16 protein-coding genes are annotated in these 17,797 nt (G+C 64.5%); 4 read left to right on the top strand and 12 right to left on the bottom strand.

The window, feature by feature from the left end; genetic code table 11:
* Positions 1–2: 2 nt before the first annotated feature.
* The 5 genes from P6U27_RS19490 to P6U27_RS19470 all read right to left on the bottom strand — a co-directional run bounded on the left by P6U27_RS19490 (position 3) and on the right by P6U27_RS19470 (position 6,805).
* Positions 3–1,802 (bottom strand): cache domain-containing protein, encoded by a 1,800-nt coding sequence (locus P6U27_RS19490; RefSeq protein ID WP_407192361.1) that lies wholly within the window; start codon positions 1,800–1,802, stop codon positions 3–5.
* A gap of 7 nt (positions 1,803–1,809) precedes the next feature.
* Complete coding sequence (locus P6U27_RS19485; RefSeq protein ID WP_129142859.1) at positions 1,810–2,781, bottom strand: ABC transporter substrate-binding protein; 972 nt, start codon at positions 2,779–2,781, stop codon at positions 1,810–1,812.
* Positions 2,782–3,159: 378 nt separating this feature from the next.
* Positions 3,160–5,418: a CHASE3 domain-containing protein gene (locus P6U27_RS19480; protein WP_407192360.1), complete on the bottom strand. Its 2,259-nt coding sequence runs from the start codon at positions 5,416–5,418 to the stop codon at positions 3,160–3,162.
* The gene (locus tag P6U27_RS19475; protein ID WP_122403449.1) at positions 5,415–5,834 is read right to left on the bottom strand and encodes a response regulator; all 420 of its coding nucleotides are present in this window, start codon (positions 5,832–5,834) and stop codon (positions 5,415–5,417) included. Before P6U27_RS19475 ends, P6U27_RS19480 begins: the two co-directional genes overlap by 4 nt.
* A 257-nt stretch (positions 5,835–6,091) precedes the next feature.
* Complete coding sequence (locus tag P6U27_RS19470; RefSeq protein WP_162500293.1) at positions 6,092–6,805, bottom strand: BA14K family protein; 714 nt, start codon at positions 6,803–6,805, stop codon at positions 6,092–6,094.
* A 242-nt stretch (positions 6,806–7,047) separates the two neighbouring features.
* Here P6U27_RS19470 and P6U27_RS19465 point away from each other — a divergent pair, with 242 nt between their 5' ends.
* Complete coding sequence (locus P6U27_RS19465) at positions 7,048–7,455, top strand: NADH:ubiquinone oxidoreductase subunit NDUFA12 (RefSeq protein WP_122403447.1); 408 nt, start codon at positions 7,048–7,050, stop codon at positions 7,453–7,455.
* A gap of 536 nt (positions 7,456–7,991) precedes the next feature.
* Here the strand turns inward: P6U27_RS19465 and P6U27_RS19460 are convergent.
* Positions 7,992–8,678, bottom strand: coding sequence for a DJ-1/PfpI family protein (locus P6U27_RS19460; protein ID WP_407192359.1), 687 nt, complete (start codon positions 8,676–8,678; stop codon positions 7,992–7,994).
* A gap of 108 nt (positions 8,679–8,786) precedes the next feature.
* Between P6U27_RS19460 and P6U27_RS19455 the strand changes: the two genes are divergently transcribed.
* On the top strand, positions 8,787–9,725 hold the full coding sequence (locus P6U27_RS19455; RefSeq protein WP_129142939.1) for a GlxA family transcriptional regulator: 939 nt from the start codon (positions 8,787–8,789) through the stop codon (positions 9,723–9,725).
* A gap of 17 nt (positions 9,726–9,742) precedes the next feature.
* On the opposite strand, the gene bla is transcribed toward P6U27_RS19455, so the two are convergent.
* A complete protein-coding gene (gene bla / locus P6U27_RS19450) occupies positions 9,743–10,627 on the bottom strand; it encodes a class A beta-lactamase (protein WP_407192358.1) in 885 nt (294 codons plus the stop codon).
* A gap of 99 nt (positions 10,628–10,726) precedes the next feature.
* Between bla and P6U27_RS19445 the strand changes: the two genes are divergently transcribed.
* Entirely contained in the window at positions 10,727–11,629 is a 903-nt protein-coding gene (locus tag P6U27_RS19445; RefSeq protein ID WP_407192357.1) for a LysR substrate-binding domain-containing protein, read from the top strand.
* Positions 11,630–11,676: 47 nt separating this feature from the next.
* Here P6U27_RS19445 and P6U27_RS19440 read toward each other — a convergent pair whose 3' ends face one another.
* Complete coding sequence (locus tag P6U27_RS19440; RefSeq protein ID WP_407192356.1) at positions 11,677–12,681, bottom strand: Na+-dependent transporter; 1,005 nt, start codon at positions 12,679–12,681, stop codon at positions 11,677–11,679.
* 216 nt (positions 12,682–12,897) lie between these two features.
* Between P6U27_RS19440 and P6U27_RS19435 the strand changes: the two genes are divergently transcribed.
* The gene (locus P6U27_RS19435) at positions 12,898–13,899 is read left to right on the top strand and encodes a DUF2155 domain-containing protein (RefSeq protein ID WP_407192355.1); all 1,002 of its coding nucleotides are present in this window, start codon (positions 12,898–12,900) and stop codon (positions 13,897–13,899) included.
* Between the two features lie 14 nt (positions 13,900–13,913).
* Here the strand turns inward: P6U27_RS19435 and aat are convergent, their stop codons facing one another.
* The 4 genes from aat to P6U27_RS19415 are packed head-to-tail and all read right to left on the bottom strand — an operon-like array spanning position 13,914 to position 17,717.
* Positions 13,914–14,594 (bottom strand): leucyl/phenylalanyl-tRNA--protein transferase, encoded by a 681-nt coding sequence (gene aat, locus P6U27_RS19430; RefSeq protein ID WP_407192354.1) that lies wholly within the window; start codon positions 14,592–14,594, stop codon positions 13,914–13,916.
* A 59-nt stretch (positions 14,595–14,653) separates the two neighbouring features.
* Positions 14,654–15,757: a sensor histidine kinase gene (locus P6U27_RS19425; protein WP_129142854.1), complete on the bottom strand. Its 1,104-nt coding sequence runs from the start codon at positions 15,755–15,757 to the stop codon at positions 14,654–14,656.
* Positions 15,754–16,194, bottom strand: coding sequence for a response regulator (locus P6U27_RS19420; RefSeq protein ID WP_122403442.1), 441 nt, complete (start codon positions 16,192–16,194; stop codon positions 15,754–15,756). The genes P6U27_RS19425 and P6U27_RS19420 overlap by 4 nt, the downstream gene beginning before the upstream one ends.
* Before the next feature lie 5 nt (positions 16,195–16,199).
* The gene (locus P6U27_RS19415; protein WP_209295854.1) at positions 16,200–17,717 is read right to left on the bottom strand and encodes a CHASE3 domain-containing protein; all 1,518 of its coding nucleotides are present in this window, start codon (positions 17,715–17,717) and stop codon (positions 16,200–16,202) included.
* Between the last annotated feature and the right edge of the window lie 80 nt (positions 17,718–17,797).

Here is a 17,797-nt window from a genome sequence, read left to right as displayed (position 1 = left end):
TATCAGTGGTCCTGAGGCTCTTTCTCTCGCCCGCGTTGTGCCGAGCCCGGCGGTTTCAACGGCAGGTCAGCAGGTGCGACAGCAAAGACTTCGAGAGCCTGGTCGTAGCCTTTGATGGTCCGCTGTCCGAGCGATGCCAACGGAACGCTATCCCTTACCTTTCCGGCGATCGTGGGATCAGCCAGGATCTGCGCGTCCTTCGCGAGATTGCAGAGCCGCGACGCCAAATTCACCACGGCTCCCATCGCCGTGTAGTCCAGCCGACCGTCATAACCAACCGTTCCTACCGTGGCCGGTCCCATGGCAACGCCCACACCAAAGCCGATGGCGTGGCCGGCGTCACACCATTTGCCGGCAAGGGACTGCACCGTCATTTGCAGGTCGATCGCGAGTCGGACCGCTTGATTTGCCGGCTGTTCGCATGCGATCGGGGCATTGACCAGGAGCATGACGCCGTCGCCATCAAAGCCGATGAGCGTTGCCTCGTGACGAGTCGTCACGGCGCCGACGGCCTCGTAGTACTCTCGCATGACGGCCATGATGACGTCGGGTTCATTGCGCGTGGAGAACGCCGTGAAGCCGCGCAAGTCGCCGAAAATGACAGCCACTTCACGTCGCTGTCCTTCGAGCAGTTCATGAGAATGCTCGACCAATTCGGCAACCTGTGACGGCAGGAACTGCTTCAGCCGTTCGATCCGCGCAGATTTCTGCTGTGAGATCGCCAGTTCAGAAGCCATTTCGTTGAAGCGCAACGCCAGTTGCTGCAACTCGTCACCGCTGAAGATCTTGATGCGATGCTCGAATTGTCCGGTTCTGATCCGCTCCACGCCCTCTTCCAGTTGCTTGATCGGGCCGGACATTCTGTGTGCGCGCCAATAGGCGAGCGCCAGCGCGATGAGAACACAAAAGGCAATGAGCATCGAGGAGCGCCACAAGGCCGCGCGAATTGATGCAAAGGCTTCCGAGGTTGGCTGCATCGCGATCACCGTCCATCCCACATCGGCGGCCGGAACGGATAGAGCCACCACCGGGTTGCCGCGCTCCCCGGTTATCACCGCCGCTCCGCTCGCCGCGCCAACGAGATGCTTGATCCGGCCAAAACTGCCCGAGCTGGCGCGGCCGCGCAGAACCCGACTGATATCGGGATGTGCGATCAGATGACCGGAATCATCGACAACTATGGCGTAGCCGTTCTCGCCAATTCTGATGGCTGCGATGACATCCCAGATCAGCTTGAGATTGACCTCGGCGATCGCAACCCCCGCGGCAGGCAGGCTCCCGGCAACCGCGACCCTCATATAGGGCTCTGAATCTCGCTGGTACTGAACCGGTCCGTACCAGACTTTGTTGCCGCGTGCGCCCAGAACAGCGGGATCCGTAGACATATCAATGCCGCGCCCGGTCCTGTTCAGAAGCAGCCTGGAAACAAAGACCCTTTCGCTGCCGGTCTCATCCAGAAGCGAAACCGACACGATTGCAGGCACCTGCTGGAGGAGGCGCAAGGCATCGATCTTATGTTGGGCATCGTCTCCGGCGGACCAGGGAAGCTGTACCATCCAACCCAGCTGATCTCGGATGCCGTCGGTGAACGCCTCGATCCTGTCGGACGCCGCGCGAGCATCGGCCTGCAGCACCGCGCTGATCTGGCGGCGCTGGTCTCGGTAACCGAAAGAAGCCTCGATCGCCGCGCCGAGTATCAGAGGCACGACCGCGGCGACAAACAACGTCGCGAAGTACTTGCAGAACAGCGAACGACGCGGAGGCATCGTACACGAAGAGGAGTCCGCAGCACCGTCCGTCATGACTATCTCAGGAGATCACCTTGCTGGCGCGGAACAGGATCGACGACACATCCAGCTCGATCCCCAGAAGCCTGGCTGTCTTCAGATTGACTGCCAGTTCAAACTTGTCGGGACGCATCACCGGAAGATCTGACGGATCTTCACCGCGCAGGATGCGATCGGCATAAGTGGCAAGCCGAAAATAGGTCGTGCGCTGGTTTGCGCCGTAACTTAGGAGACCTCCAGCGTCACAATATTCAGACCAGCCAAACATCGAAGGCAGCCGGTGCGCGATTGCAAGCTCCGCAATCCTCGCACGATGCACCAGCGTCACAGCATCGGGAAACACGAGGAGAGCATCCGCGTCCACCTTGCCGGCAGCCATCAACCCATTCTCGATTTCGCGAGCGCCAGAGAACGGAACGTAGGCTGCCTCAATGCCAAGATTTCGGCACGACTCCAAAGTCGCACGCCATTCCAGTGGCTCTCCCGGATGATCCGTGTTCGAGAAGACCGCCAGTTTTCGGAGCTTTGGATAAAGGTCCTTGAGCAGCTCAACGCGCTTTCCTGCCAGCTCGAGCGACAGGAATGTACTGCCGGTGAAATTGGTGCCGGGGTGAGCAAGGCTCTTCACCACGCCCAGAGCGACGGGGTCACCGCTCAATGCAAACAGCACGGGGACGTCGGTGATTGCAGTCATGACGCGTGTCGCCGGACCGCTCGAGACCACAAGATCGACATCCCCTCGGTGCAACTCGGAGACGATCTTGCGCAGTGCCTGCGGATTTTCAGGGGCATAATGCGTCTCGAGGGTTACGTTCGTGCCCTCGACGTATCCCAGCGCGCGCATTCCCTCGCGAAAGCCGTCCAGGAAGGGGTCCGGTCCGGACTGAGTCGAGACCCAGAAGATACGATGCAGCTTGGCTCCGCCCTCCGCCCGTGCGATCGCAGGCCAGACCAGTCCTCCACCCATCAACAAGATGAACTCTCGTCGTTTCATGCGAGCACCTGTCGAAGCTGCGCCGTCAATTCCGGCCGCAGACCAAGATCCTGGCTGTGCATCTGGTGACTGCGCTCGGGATCGCGCTCCGCCAGCGGACTGTCGCGACACCCGGCTCCAACATTTGTCGCCGAGAGCATGCAGCAGGTTGGGCCGGGTGGAACGATTTGTCCTTGAGATGCGCTTCATTTTTACTTGAGACCAGCCCGATCGGGATCAAAACGGCCTTACTCGTTGCATAACGCGGTGTCCGAACACCTCCGGCGCGGATCCGGGCGAGCTACGGCGTCCCAAGAGGACAATTGGAACTCACATCCTGAGCCAGGGCCCTCAACCTCATAGATCGTGTGACTGCCGCGCGCCTTCGCAGTTCACGCGCTAGCTCGCCGCCATCCCGCCGCCGTTCAGCGCTTTGCGGATCATCTCGGCGAGCTGGTTTCTCCGATAGGGCTTGGTTAGCAGCAGCACGCCGTCATCCAGCTTGCCGTGATGGACGATGGCATTGTCGGTGTAGCCGGAGGTGTAGAGCACTTTCACACCCGGCCGGCGCCTTGCCACCTCTTCGGCGAGCTCGCGTCCGCTCATCCCGCCTGGGATGACGACGTCGGTGAACAGCAGATCGAACGTCTGGCCGGCCTCGATCAATTCCAGCGCGGCTTTGCCGTCGGGGGCGGCCACCGTCTTGTAGCCGAGGCTCTGGAGCTGCGCCGTGACGAAGTTGCGCACCAAGGGGTCGTCCTCGACCACGAAAATGGTCTCGGCGCCGCCTTCGGCCTGCGGCGCGACACTGGCTGCCACGTCCGCGTCGCCTTCGCCCGGCGGCAGATAGAGCTTGATCGTGGTGCCGTGGCCTTCCTCGCTGTAAATCTTGGTGTGGCCGCCGGACTGCTTGACGAAGCCGTAAACCATGGAGAGGCCGAGGCCAGATCCCTTGCCGACCTCCTTGGTGGTGAAGAAGGGCTCGAACGCCTTCTGCTGGACGTCGGGGGGCATGCCGGTGCCGGTGTCGCTGACCGCGAGCATCACGTAAGGGCCGGGCCGAACCTCCGCATTGGCCTGCGCATAGGCTTCGTCCAGCACCACGCGGTGGGTCTCCAGCAACAGCTTGCCGCCGTTCGGCATGGCGTCGCGCGCGTTGATCGCCATGTTGAGCACGGCATTGGTGAGCCGGGACGGATCGATATGCGTCGTCATCGGCCCCTGTTCCAGCACGGTCTCGATCTGGATCTGCTCGCCGAGGGTGGGGCGCAGAAGCTTTGCGATGTCTGATATCGCGGCGTTGATGTCGACGTTGCGCGGCTCGAGCGGCTGCTTGCGCGCAAATGCCAGCAGATGCTGGATCAGCTCGGCGCAACGCTCGGCGGCATCGTCGATCAGCCGTGCCGTGCGCTGAAGTTCGGGTTGGCCCTTCAGGCTCTCCACCAGCGTCTCGGTATTGCCGGAGATGACTGTCAGCATGTTGTTGAAGTCGTGCGCGACGCCGCCGGTCAGCTTGCCGATCGCATCCAGCTTCTGCGACTGGTAAAGCTGCCGCTCGGTTTCGCGCGAGGTCGTCGCATCGTGATAGACCAGCACCGCGCCGGAGATGTTGCCTTGCCCGTCCCGCATCGGCCGGCCGCTGATCATGAGATGACGAGGAGGATTGCCGCTGTGCGGGCGGACGATCATCTCCAGCTCTTCGAACTGCTCGCCCCGCAGCACGCGCGTCGACGGCAGCTCGTCGGCCTCGAGCGGCGTGACGCCGTCGCCGTGAAACACATCGGACAGCGCGCGCAGATTGTTCAAATTCATGCCGGTGCGATGCACTAGGATGCGCTCGGCGGCGGGATTGGACAGAAGGACATTGCCCTCGACGTCGATGACCAGCACCGCCTCCGCCATGCTGCGAAACGTGCTCTGGAGCACGTTGATCGACAGCCGCAGCTCGTCATGCGCGGTGACCAGATGCTCGGTGCGCTCGGCCACGGCCGCCTCGAGCGCCACCTTGGCGGCTTGTGTCTGCTCGAGCGAGCTCTGCAGCTCCCCCGTGGCGCGCCGGCTTTCGCGCATCACCAGCGCGACCAGCAGCAGGATCAGCACGGCGCCGGCGACGTCGATACCGAGCAGCACGATGCCGGTGCGGCGCGAATCCTGGGAGCGCGCGTTGAGCAGGCGTTCTTCCTCGGCGCTCAGATGGTCGAGATTGCCCATCACCGTGTCCATGAGGCCGCGGCCCTCGGCCTTGCTGTTGAGCGCGGTGATGCCGGCCTGGTCGTTCTCGGCGCGCAGGCGCATCGCTGCGGCGGCGATGTCGATCCGGCGCAGCGCCAGCGGCTCGGTGCCCTCCAGCAGCGCGACGTGATCGGGATTGTCGCGCACGTCGCGCTTGAGGTCGGCGAGCGCCGGCGCGATCCTGCCCTGCACCGCCTGGAACTCATCGCCGAAGGCCGGAGTGCGATAGAGCTCGTAGCCGCGCGCGGCGCTCTCGGCCCGGCGCAGCAGCACGCGCAGATCGGAGATCTTCTTCTGCACCTGGACGATATGATTGACCCACGCCGCGTCGGACCGCGACTTGACGTCGAGGGCAATCGAGGCCGCGGTGATGATCAGGAGGATGGCAAGTCCAGCACCGAGAATGACGCGCTGCGTTGGAATCAAGGGGCTTCTTTCTTGTCCTTCTGTGCGCTCCCGCTTCCGCCGGTGAGGCATTCCTGGATCGTGGTCAGCAGCGCTTCCGGCGTGAACGGCTTGCGCAGGCAGCGCGTTGCGCCGAGTTCAAGCGCCATGCGGAGAAAATCGGGAGAGGGCAAGGCGGATGAGGCGAAGGCGTAGCCCGACATCGCGATCAGCGGAGTGGTCGGGGCACGCTCGTGAAAGATCCGGATGGATTCGAAGCCGCGCATATGCGGCATGAAGATGTCAACCAGCATCGCGTCGAAGGTCTGCGATTCCAGCGCAGCCAGTCCTGTTTCGCCGCCGTCGGTCAGCGTGACGTCGAAGCCCTGACGTTGGAGGAGGACTTCGATGGTCGCGCCGACCATCGGATCGTCATCAACCACGAGAATACGCGGCATGACACTTCCCAGGTGATCGAAGTCTCCACTGTGGTTTGTGATATCCGCGAATCGCGGGTCGGGTCAATTTGGGATTGGATCGTATAGGATATGCACGGTTCGGTGCATAAAGGTCCATTTGCATCGAATTGTATTTATTCCTTTCACGCGCTGGTATGAGCCGAAACGATGAGGAACACGCCGATTGCGAAAAAGGCGCCGCATCGCTGCGACGCCTTCTGCCTCACGCCTGGGCAATTTGTTTCTTGGCGTCCTGCTTACGGGCAAGGATGCCGCAGGCCGTCGTAGCCGAGATAGGTGCCCGAGGCCGGGTCGTACGATTTGTAGCGCTGCGCGCAATAGGCAGCGGAGTCGCCGCCGCTGTCCGGTACCACCGCAACCGTCGGCTCGTCATAATAGCTGTCGTAGTAGTAGGGATCGTCATAATAGCCGTACCCGCCGCCGTAGTAAGCGTAGGAGCCGAGGCCACCGATCGCGGCGCCAGCCGCGAAGCCCGGCCAGAAGCCGCCGCCACCATGGCGATGATGCCAGCGTCCGCCATTCCAGTTATTTCCGCCGCTCCAGTTGCCGCTGCGGCCCTGCCAGGTGCCGCCGGCGGCTGCGAAGTTGCGCGCCGCACCGCCGGTAAAGGACGTGCCGCCGCTCGGACGGACCGCAGGGCCCGCCGCGAAACTTCCGCCGCTCGGACGCATCGCTGCGCCCGCCGTGAAACTGCCGCCGCTTGGACGCATTGCGGCGCCGCCTCCGAAATTGCCGCCGCCACCATGGAAGGCCGCGCCGCCGCCGCCACCCATCCGCGCACCGCCACCGAAGCCGCCGCCACCGACGTGAGCACCGCCGCCACCGCCGCCGACATGGGCACCGCCGCCGCCTCCGCCCAATGCGGGACGATTCTGGGCAAAGCTCGGCGTCGCCAACGGAAGAACCAGCGCCACCGCCGCGGCGGCACTCAAGAATTTCAGACTGTTCATGGTCAAACTCCTTTCCCGGAAAGCAAACCCTACGAAAGCGCCGGGGTTCCTGGGATCACGCCGGTTTGCGCGCGAATGGAGCCTCGGACCCTGCTGCTGTACCGGGCATGAATAAATCGCGTCCGCTTTGCGGCAGAGGCGTGCGCGGCAGGCGGATTTGAAGGGGCACCGACACGCCTGCCGAACTGGACATTTCGCTGCCCGGATGGCATCAGGGCCCGACGAAGCAGGGCCCTTGCCGCATGAAACAATTCTTCCTCAAATTCTTCACCTGGTGGAATGGCCAGACTTTTGGCACCCAGCTCTGGACCAAGCGGTACGGAGAGCTGGTCGGCCAGGACGAGCAGGGCAACCGTTACTACCGCACCCGTGGCGGGGCGATCGATCCGGCGCTCGGCTTCGAGCGGCGTTGGGTGATTTATAACGGCTATGCTGAGGCGAGCCGGATTCCGCCGTCCTGGCACGGCTGGATCCATCACGTCGTCGACGCTCCGCCGACCGAGATCAACTACCAGCCGCGCGAGTGGGAAAAGCCGCACCAGCCGAATCTCACCGGCACGGCGAAGGCCTATCGTCCCTCAGGCTCGACGCTTGCCAGCGGCCGGCGTCCGAAGGCGACCGGCGATTACCAGCCCTGGACACCCGGCTAGTCTTTCGGCCCAGCTGCGAACCGCCACCGTCCGAAGCGGATGCAGGATGCATCCGCGCCGCGCCGCTGTGGACAACGGGAACAGCGGGGATGTCGCTTGCGCGGGCGTTGCGCCGGCGCGGGCGATGCGGCTCAATGATCCCATCTTACGGAGATGGGAGACCATCGCGTTCGGTTCGGGCAACAGCTCGCGACCGTCCCGAAATGCAGCGGCCGCCGAGGAAGGACTCGATCGGGAGATAGGCCCCCGGTCTGGAAGCTCCGAAATCGCCCGATGTAAATGTGCAGCCGCCGTAAGGCAGGAAAGGCCGCTTGGGAAACCGAGCGGCCTTTTTCTGCTGGAGACCAGCACGAAGCTCAACGAGCCCCGGACGCAGTGCAGTGCTTCCCCGAAGATGCGAAGCATCGTCCGGTTCAGCGGTGCGCCGCAGAGCCGGGGCCCATGACGCAACGGACCGCGTGGCCGTCCAAATATGGGTCTCGGCTCGGCGCCGCACCGCTGCGCGCTGCGGCGCGTCCGGGACACGAGATCGGAATTTAGTTCACCCGCTCCGCACCCCGCTTCACCGCCTCGAGCCGCCGCGCCTGGTTTTGCGCGCCGCGCTCCCGCAGCAGCGCCAGCACTTCAGCGGACGCGGTGTCGGGTGAGCCCGAATTGAAAGGTGGAGCCGGATTGTATTCCATCTGGAGCTGGATCGCTTCCGCCGTGGTGCGGTTGACCAGGATCGACACCAGCGTCAGCGCGAAGTCGATGCCGGCCGTGACGCCGCCGCCGGTGATGCGGTTGCGATCGATGCAGACGCGCGTCTTGGTCGGTATCGCGCCGAACTGGGCGAGCATCTCCATCGCGCTCCAATGGGTGGCGGCGCGGTAGCCCTTCAAGAGACCGGCGGCGCCGAGCGCCAGCGATCCCGTGCAGACCGAGGTGACGTATTTGGCGCCGCCGGCCTGCCTGCGCAGGAAGTCGAGCACCTCCTCGTCGTCGAGCAGGTCGTTGGTGCCGCTGCCGCCGGGCACGCAGACCACGTCGAGTTGAGGGCAGTCCGCAAACGTCGTGGTCGGCGTCAACGTCATCACGGAATCGCTTGGCACCGGTTCGATCCGCTTCCAGATCAGGTGCAGTTTTGCGTCCGGAACCATTGCGAACACCTGCAAGGGGCCGGTGAAGTCGAGCTGGGTGACGCGTGGGAACACCACCAGGCCAATCTGGAGCGGTGACGACATCGGCAGATCCTCCAATAACGAGCTTGACGCCGGCAGGATGGCATGATGCCCTCTTGTCCGAAATGGCATAATTCCCTCGGTTTCGGACATACCATGACGGCTTGGCCCATGATCGGCATTCTGATCTTCCCGGATTTCCAATTGCTCGATGCGGCAGGCCCGATCTCGGCGTTCGAGATCGCAGCCCGCTGCATCGGCAAGCCACCTCTCATTCGCGTGTTGGCGGCAAAGCCCGGACTTGTGCGCAGTTCGTCCGGCGTCGAGATGATGGCGCGTGACTTCAAATCGGCGAACGCGATCACGACGCTGGTCGTGGCGGGCGGCACGGGCGTCGCGGACGCCGCGCGCTGTGAGGTCACGCGGGCTTTCGTGCAGCGGCTCGCAAAGCGTGGCATGCGGGTCGCGAGCGTCTGCTCCGGTGCCTATGTGCTGGCCGAAGCAGGCTTGCTCGACGGCCGCCGCGCCACCACGCATTGGGGGCGGACGCGCGAATTCGTCGCCCGCTATCCGAGGATCAAATTCGAGCCGGACCGGATTTTCACCCGCGACGGCAATGTGTGGACGTCGGCAGGCATCTCCGCCGGCATCGATCTCGCGCTCGCGATGATCACCGAGGACCACGGCGAGGAGATCGCGCAACAGACCGCGCGCCAGCTCGTGCTCTACCACCGCCGCAGCGGCGGCCAGTCGCAATTCTCATCGCTCTTGGAGCTGAAGACGCCGAACGGCCGCTTCGGTACACTGTTGTCCTGGGCGCGCGAAAATCTCGACGCGCCGCTCTCGGTGGAGGATCTCGCCGATCGCGCCGGCATGAGCGCCCGGCATTTTGCGCGCGCCTTTGCCGCCGAGACCGGCACGACGCCCTCCAAGGCGGTCGAGCGGCTCAGGCTCGAAGTGGCGCGCGAACGCGTGCAGTCCTCGCGCGAGGCGATCGAGCGCGTTGCGGAAACCACCGGATTCCGCGACCCCGAACGGATGCGGCGCGCCTTCATCCGCGCCTTCGGCCAGCCGCCGCAGGCACTGCGGCGGGCGGCGCGGGCTGGGTAGGGCGGGAAACACGATTGTCAGCTAAAACCCTTGGCGACTGCCCGGCCGACGGATGCGATCACATCGTTTCGTCCACCGGAATCGAGCGATGCGCCGGTGAGATAGACCGCAATGATGAGAGGCGAATGCTCGGGCGGCCACACGATGGCGACATCATTGGTGGTGCCGTGTTCACCGGCTCCCGTCTTGTCGCCAACGCGCCAGCTTTGCGGCAGGCCCGCGCGTAAACGAGCATCCCCGGTCTTGTTGGCGATGAGCCATTTGCCGAGTTGATCGCGCCCCTCCGGGAGGAGGACGTCACCAAGCAGCAAGCGCCTGAAATTTGCGGCCATCGCATTCGGCGTCGTGGTGTCGCGGGGATCGCCGGGCGCGGCTTCGTTCAGTTCGGTTTCTGTGCGATCCAATCTTGTCAGGATGTCGCCAAGGCTCCGCGCAAAGCTGGTCAACCCGGCGGGGCCACCGATGTTTTTCAAAAGCGCATTTCCGGCCGTGTTGTCGCTCCTGGTTATGGCGGCATCGCAGAGTTCACGGAGCGTCATTCCTTCTCCGCCCACGTGCTCGCGCGTGATGGGCGAGTTCTCGACGATGTCGGCCTGCTCGATCCGAACGCGCCGTTCGAGACGTTCCGGCCTGCTGCCGGCGTCTTTGAGTATTGCTGCCGCCGCAAGAACCTTGAATGTGCTGCACATGGGAAAGCGTTCGTCCCCCCTGTAATGAATGGGAACGCCCGTCGCCGTGTCGAGCACGGAGACGCCGAGCCGGCCGCCGCTCTTCAGTTCCAATTGTTTGATGGCTTCGATGAGCGCCGCAGTTTCGCCTGACGCAGCGCCCGAGACATTTGGCAGGAAGAGACTTCCCGCAACCGCAAGCGCTGATGAGCCGAATTGACGTCGTGTGAGCATCGAGACCTCCCGTAGATTGCGAGGAGTTTTTGCGTCTGGCTTCAGAAATTGACAAACGATGCTTCGTGAGGCCATCCATAAGTAAAACTTGGATCAAACGTGGCCCGCCGCCCTGCCAAAATTTCCAATCTGCCCCTGAACGCGCTCCGCTCCTTCGAAGCGGCCGCGCGTCATCTCAGCTTCACCAAGGCCGGTCTCGAACTGCGGGTGTCGCAGGCTGCCGTGAGCCAGCAGGTGCGGACTTTGGAAGAGAGTCTGGGCGTCAAGCTTTTCAAGCGGCTGACCCGCGGCCTTGCTCTCACGGAAGAAGGCGAGGCGCTTCAGCCTGTCATCTCCAGCGCCTTCGGCCAGATCAACCAGGTCCTGGATCGCTTCGAGAACGGTCGGATGCGCGAAAGTCTGGCGATCGGTGTGGTCGGCACGTTCGCTTCCGGTTGGCTGCTTCCGCGCATGGGGAGATTCACCTCGAGCCATCCGCATATCGACGTCAGGATCTTTGCGAACAACAACCGCGTGGACCTCGGCGGCGAAGGACTGGACTACGCCATTCGATTTGGCGACGGCGCGTGGCACGGAACGAATGCCGAGCGCCTGGTCGAGGCGCATTTCACGCCGATGTGCGCGCCTGTTGTAGCCAAGCGTCTTAAAGATCCAGTCGATCTCCACAAGGAGGTGCTGTTGCGATCGTATCGCCCGGGCGAGTGGGCGCACTGGTTCGAGGTGGCAAAATGCAGGCAACCGCGGATGACTGGCCCGACCTTCGACTCGTCGGTCTCCCTGGCGCATGCGGCAGCTCAAGGCGCGGGAGTCGCACTATTGCCGGTCGTCTTGTTTGCGGACGATCTGTCGCGCAAGCGGCTGGTTTGTCCCTATGACCACGAAGTGTTTCTGGGATCTTACTGGCTCACGTCCCTGAAATCCAAAAGGCTTTCGCATGCGATGACAGCGTTCCGCGACTGGATATTGGCGGAATGCAAGAAGAAGAGACCGCGCAATCCGTGAGGCTTACGGGTCTGTGGAGGCTTCCAGCAGGGCGACGATGCAGGGACTCATATAACGCTGCCTGGAGCCACCGCGGTGTCGCTTACGCGCGCCGTCAATCGCCGTGCGATCGGCGTCAGTAGATAGGGCGCAAGATGAATCGGAAACTGCGTCAGCGCGAAATAGAGCCAGGTCGTCGCCGGCAGCGCGCCAGCGGTGGCAGCCAGCATCAGCCCGAGATTGCGCTGTGACACCATCAGGCCGATGGCGAAGGCGCGCTCGGTTCCGACGCGGCGGAAGATCAGCGTCGTCGCGGCGAGCAGGGCAAAATAGACAGCAAAGGCGAGCAGCGCGACGGCGATCGTGAACAGCGGGTCGGCGACGAGATCGCTGGCGACATCGCCCATCACCGCGGAGGCGAATACCAAGAGGATGACGATGTTGAGACCGTCGATCGGCTGCTTGTGGCGCTGGATCGCATCCGTGCCGAAGACCCGGCGGATAACCGTCGCAACCAGCAGCGACGCGGCGAGGATGCCGAGCAGCTTGAGGCCGAGTGTGGCCGGCGAGATGCTGAGCATGCCGCCGAGGAAGAGGCCCGCGAACAGCGAAGCGGTGAAGGGCACGAGGGCGGTCGAGGTCACCAGCGTCACGAGCACCAGCGTGGCATCGAGGCCCATCAGCGCGGCAAGGGCCGGCGCGGCCATCATCGGCGAGGCCATGCCCTGGAGCATCAGCGCGAGAGCAAGGCCCGGGGAACTCGTGGTGAGCCCGGTCGCGTAGGCCGCGAGGGCGACGATCAGCGGCACGCCGATCGTGGTCCAGGCCGTGGCGGCCCCGACCAGCGCCGGCCGGCGCAGATGCCCGTACAGCGCCACGAGATCGACGCGCATGAAGGAGATGCAGAGCAGAAGAAAGATCGCCTCGGTGACGTAGGGACGCAGCAGCGTACCGAGCGGCGGCACCGCGACTGCGATGAAGGCGATGGCCGCCACCGCGCGGGTGCCCTGGCCGCCGAGCCATGTCAGCCCGCGCAGGGGAAGGGCAAGGAGAGTTCGGAGGCGGTCGGGCATCTCAGTTATTCAGCAGGGTGTTGGCGATGGCCGGCAGGCCCCCGGAATGGGCCTCCAACTATCCCATCCGGGGCGGGCCTGGCCAGACCGCGTCGGGAAGGGCTGGATGTCGCCCTTTCCCCGCCGTATTCGGCGTGTTAACCGGAGGGCCTGCGAGCGGCGGTATCCCCTGTAGAATGTTCCAACAAGCCCGATTCGCTGTTGAAGCCGCGCGAGATGTTCAAAACCTTTTTCCTGACCGGTCTTGCGGCGCTTTTGGCCGCCACCGCGCTGACGGCTGCGACGCCGGCTCAGGCGCAGATCGGCACGATCTTCTCCGATCCGCCGCCGCTGCGGCCACCCGGCAATATTCCGCGTGGCCAGCCCCAGCCGCAGCCGATCCCCGAGGACGACGAAGAGGTGCCCGAGCTGCCGCCGCAGGGCCGCGTGCTGCCGTCGCGCCCGATGCCGCCGCCTCCGGGGCGGCAGGGCAATATCATGCCCGGGCCGGTCGAGACCCAGCCCCTGGCGCCGCCGCCGGGGTCGATCCTCGCGCCGCCGAACCAGCCGCCCTCCGCCGCGATCGCTCCGCCCAGTCCGCAAGGCGCTCCGGGGGCGCCCGGTCAGCGCCAGCCCCAGCAGAAGGGCGGGCCGGGTGGTGCGGTCCCGCAGACGCCGGCGAGCCTGCAGCCGGGTGACGAGGTCGTGACCGAGCCGCCGGCGCAGAAGATCGTGAACAAGAAGGCGACCTTCTCCGGTCTCGACAAGATCACCGGACGCATCATCAATTTCGACGAGGAGATCGGCGAGACCGTCCAGTTCGGCGCGCTCAGGGTCAAGACCGACGCCTGCTACACGCGGCCTGCGACGGAGGCTGCCAACACCGACGCCTTCGTCGAGGTCGACGAGATCACCTTGCAGGGCGAGGTGAAGCGCATCTTCTCGGGCTGGATGTACGCGGCAAGCCCGGGCCTGCACGGCGTCGAGCATCCGATCTACGACATCTGGCTGACCGACTGCAAAGAGCCGCAGCAGACCATCGCGACCGCGGCACCGGATCCGGCCGCGGCAAAGCCGCCGCCACCTCCGCCGGCGCAGAAGAAGGCCGCGCCCAAGCAGGTGCAGCAGCGGCCGCCGCAGCCGCTGCCACCGATCCAGCAGCAGCAACCGGCACCGCCGCCCCCTCCGCCGCCGGAGCAGCGGCCGGGCCTGTTCGGCATCCCCGGGTTTGGCCGCTAGAGCCTCGCTATCGATTATTGCCGCGAGGCGATGATCTCGAGCGCGCGCGCGCCAGGGATGGCTTCGCCGGCGGAGAGCCTCAGGAAATCGCCGGGTTCGCCCGCCAGCGCTTTGTCGAGCAGTGCCGTATAGCGTCGCCGCGAAATCTCGACCGCGCCGAAGCTCTTCAGGTGCTCGGTGACATATTGCGTGTCGAGCAGCTCGAAGCCGCCATGGATGAGCCGCGCGACCAGATGCACCAGCGCGACCTTCGAGGCATCGCGCGCGATGTGGAACATGCTCTCGCCGAAGAAGGCTCGTCCGAGGCTCACGCCGTACAGCCCGCCGACGAGGTCGTCACCCTGCCAGGCTTCGACGCTATGGCAATGGCCAAGCTCGAAGAGGCCACCGTAAAGGTCGCGGATGCGCTTGTTGATCCAGGTATCCTCACGTCCTACTTGCGGCGCCGCGCAGCCGGCGATGGTTGCCTTGAACGCGGTGTTGACGGTGACGCGGAACGTATCCGACCGCACGGTGCGCGCGAGCCGTGAGGCGACGCGGAAGCCGTCGAGCGGGATGACGCCGCGCAACTCCGGCTCGACCCAGAACAGGGTCGGATCGTCAGCGCTTTCCGCCATCGGAAAGATGCCGCAGGCATAAGCGCGCAGCAGCACGGCCGGGGTGATTTCAGACGGGGCGGAGTCGCGCGAAGTCATGGCTTGCCATCTTAGCAGGATCGCATTGCGGTTGCGACGGGTGCCGGCCGGTCGCGAGGTCAGCTCGCGGCGGCGGTGCTGGTCTTGCCGGGGGCTGCGGGCATGCGGCCGAACTTCAGCACGATCCGGGTTCCGGGATGCGCGGGGTCGCGTTCGACCGAGGCGTCGAGCTTTGAGGCCATGGCCGCGACGATGCGCTGGCCCATGCCGGTGGAGCGCGGATCGGCCTTGACGTTGTCGCCGACGCCATTGTCGGCGATCGAGAGCAGGAGATCGTCTCCTTGCGAGATCAGCTCGACATGAATCGGGCCGGCGCCATCGGGATAGGCGTATTTCACCGCGTTCATCACCAGCTCGTTGACGATGATGCCGACGGCGACCGCACGGTCGGGATCGATCTCGATCGGCTCGGCCTTCAGGGTCAGACGCGACATCCGGTCGCCTTCGGCCGAGCGGCGGAGATCCTCGAGCAGCGAGTCCAGATACTGATTGAGGACCACGCTCTTCAGGTCCTGCGAGGTGTAGAGGCGTCGGTGCACCTGCGCGACCGCGGCGACGCGGCCCATCGCATTGGTCAGCGCCGCCTTGACCTCCTCCTGCGCGGCGGAGCTTGCCTGAAGGTGCAGCAGCGAGGCAATGATCTGGAGGGAGTTGCCGACACGATGGTTGACCTCGCGCAACAAGAGCTCGCGTTCGGCGGCGAGCGCCGCGTAGCGGTCGCGCGAGGCGTGGATCTCGGCCTCGGCTTCATCGCGTGCCCGCTGCAACTCGGCCTGGCGCAGCGCGCCTTCGGCGGCGACGTGGAGCAGCGGGATGAAGTCGCCCCTGACGTCCTTCACCAGATAGTCGGCCGCCCCCGCCTTGAGTGCGGTCACCGCGATGCTGGAATCCTGCGACGCGGTGACGAACACGACCGGCGGCGCGTCCGGGATCGCCATGATCTGCTCGAGCGTCTCCAGCCCGTCGAGGCCCGGCATGTACTGATCGAGTGCCACGACATCGATGCCGCCTTCGGCGCCGGCGCGGCGGATGCGCTCGAGACCTTCCTCGCCGCTCGCGGCATGGACGACCTTGTAGCCACGCCGCGTCAGGCCACGGTCGACCAGGCGCGCCAGCGCGTCGTCATCGTCGATGTAGAGCAGTGTCGGCATTCTCTGGTTCATGTGGCGGCGGGCGGGACCTGGATGACCGAGAAGAACAGCCCGAGCTGCCGGATGGCATTGGCGAAATTCTCGTAGTTGACGGGCTTGGTGATGTAGACGTTGCAGCCGAGCTCGTAGCAGCGCTTGATTTCCTGGGAATCGTCGGTGGTGGTGAGCACCACCACGGGCGAGGCCTTCAAATATTTGTTTTCCTTGATCTGCTTCAGGATGTCGATCCCGATCATGTCGGGCAGGTTGAGGTCGAGCAGGATCAAGAGCGCATTGCCCTTCTGCACGAGCCCGCTGCCGTCGGCGCCGAACAGGTGCCGCATGGCGTCGCTGCCGGTGGCGAACGCGACGATCTCGTTGTTGACGCCGGACCTTCGGATGTTGCGCTCGATCAGGCGTGCGTGGCCCTCGTCGTCCTCGATCATGATGATGGTGACAGGCTGGGTCATCGATCTCAGTTCCGGTTGCTCACGTTCCAGGCGATCGGCAGCGTGATCGTGAAGGTGCTGCCCGCGTTCAGTTCCGAGGATACGGACATGGTACCGCCGAGGCGACGCACAAGAGCACGTACATGCGCAAGACCGATGCCCTGGCCAGGCTTGTCCTGGGTTCCCGCGCGGCGGAACAGGTCGAATATGCGCTGATGATCCTTCGGATCGATCCCGCGGCCGTTATCGCTGATCTCGAAGATAGCGTAACCGAGCTTGGTCCGACCGCGGATTCTGATCTCACCGGGCAGGCCGGGCTTGAGATATTTGATCGCATTGTCGATCAGGTTGGAAAAGATCTGCTCGAGGGCAAGACGGTCGCTCACGAGGTTCGGCAGCGGCTCGAGGTGGATCTCGGCTTGCGCCTCGGCCGCCTGGTGCGCCAGCGTCGAGACGATGGCCTCGATCAGCTCCCGCGTGTCGATCTTCGCCGGCTGAAATTCGCGCCGGCCCTCGCGCGTGAGGTTGAGGATGGCCGAGATCAGCCGGTCCATCTTGGCGATCGACGTCTTGATGAAGCCGAGCGCTTCGGAGAAATCCTCCGAGAGCTGCTTGTCGGCGCCTTCGAGCACGATCTCGCCGGGAGCGCCGGGGGCCAGCGACGACCCATCGGCGGAGACGTGGGTGAGATCGCCGATCCGGCGGAAGATGTCGCCGCCGAGCTCCTCGAGCTCGCTGGTGAAGCCCATGATGTTGACGAGCGGCGAGCGCAGATCGTGGCTGACGATATAGGCAAAGCGCTGGATCTCGTCGTTGGCTTCGCGCAGGTCCGCGGTGCGCTCGTCGACGACGGCTTCCAGGTTGACGTTGGCGTCGCGCAGGCGGGCTTCGGCCTCGTCGCGCACGCGCGCCGAGCGCCGCACCAGCCAGATCGAGATCATCGCCAGCAGCACGACGAGGCCGGAGCCGATCCCGGTCATCGACGCGGAGAGGGTCTGGCTGCGGTCGGAATTTGCCGTTCGGAGCCGGAACAACCGCTCCTCCTCGCGGATCATGGCGTTGGCCATGTTGCTGATCGTGGTCGTGGTGTTGCCGGCGGCGGCCTCGCGGATCAGCGCCGTGGCCCTGTCGGGCTGACCCTGCTTCACGAAGGTCATCTCGCGCGAGAACTGGTCGAGCCGGATCTCGATGGCTGCTCTCAGCTTTTCAATGTTCTCGCGTTGCGCCGGATCGTTGCTGATCTGACGCGTGAGCTTGTCGAGCGCCGGAACGATCGCCGCGACGGCCTTCTCATGATCTGACAGGAAGTCCGGCCCCTGCGTCAGGAGAAAGCCGCGAGCGCTGCTCTCGGCACGCCGGACCTCGAGCAGCAGGGCGTTGATCTGGCTCTCCACCTCGATGGTGTGAACCACCCATTTACTGTCTTCCCGGGCCTTGTTGACGAGGTAGACGGAGCCGGCGCTGATAACGGTCAGCACCAAAAGGCCCGCCGAAAGCAGCAGGATCTGCCAAAATGCGCGCCGTCGGTGGGCTTCAGCCCTCACGGCGATCGACCTGTCGACGTTCGGTGGAGTTCAAAACGCCCCCTTGGAACTGTCCCCGCCGAGAACGCGATCAGGGCCAA

It is taken from the genome of Bradyrhizobium sp. STM 3566 (assembly GCF_045571445.1).
Classification (GTDB): Bacteria; Pseudomonadota; Alphaproteobacteria; order Rhizobiales; family Xanthobacteraceae; genus Bradyrhizobium; species Bradyrhizobium vignae.
The sequence above is the reverse complement of the archived record's forward strand: the minus strand, read 5'-3'. Positions and strand labels throughout refer to the sequence as shown.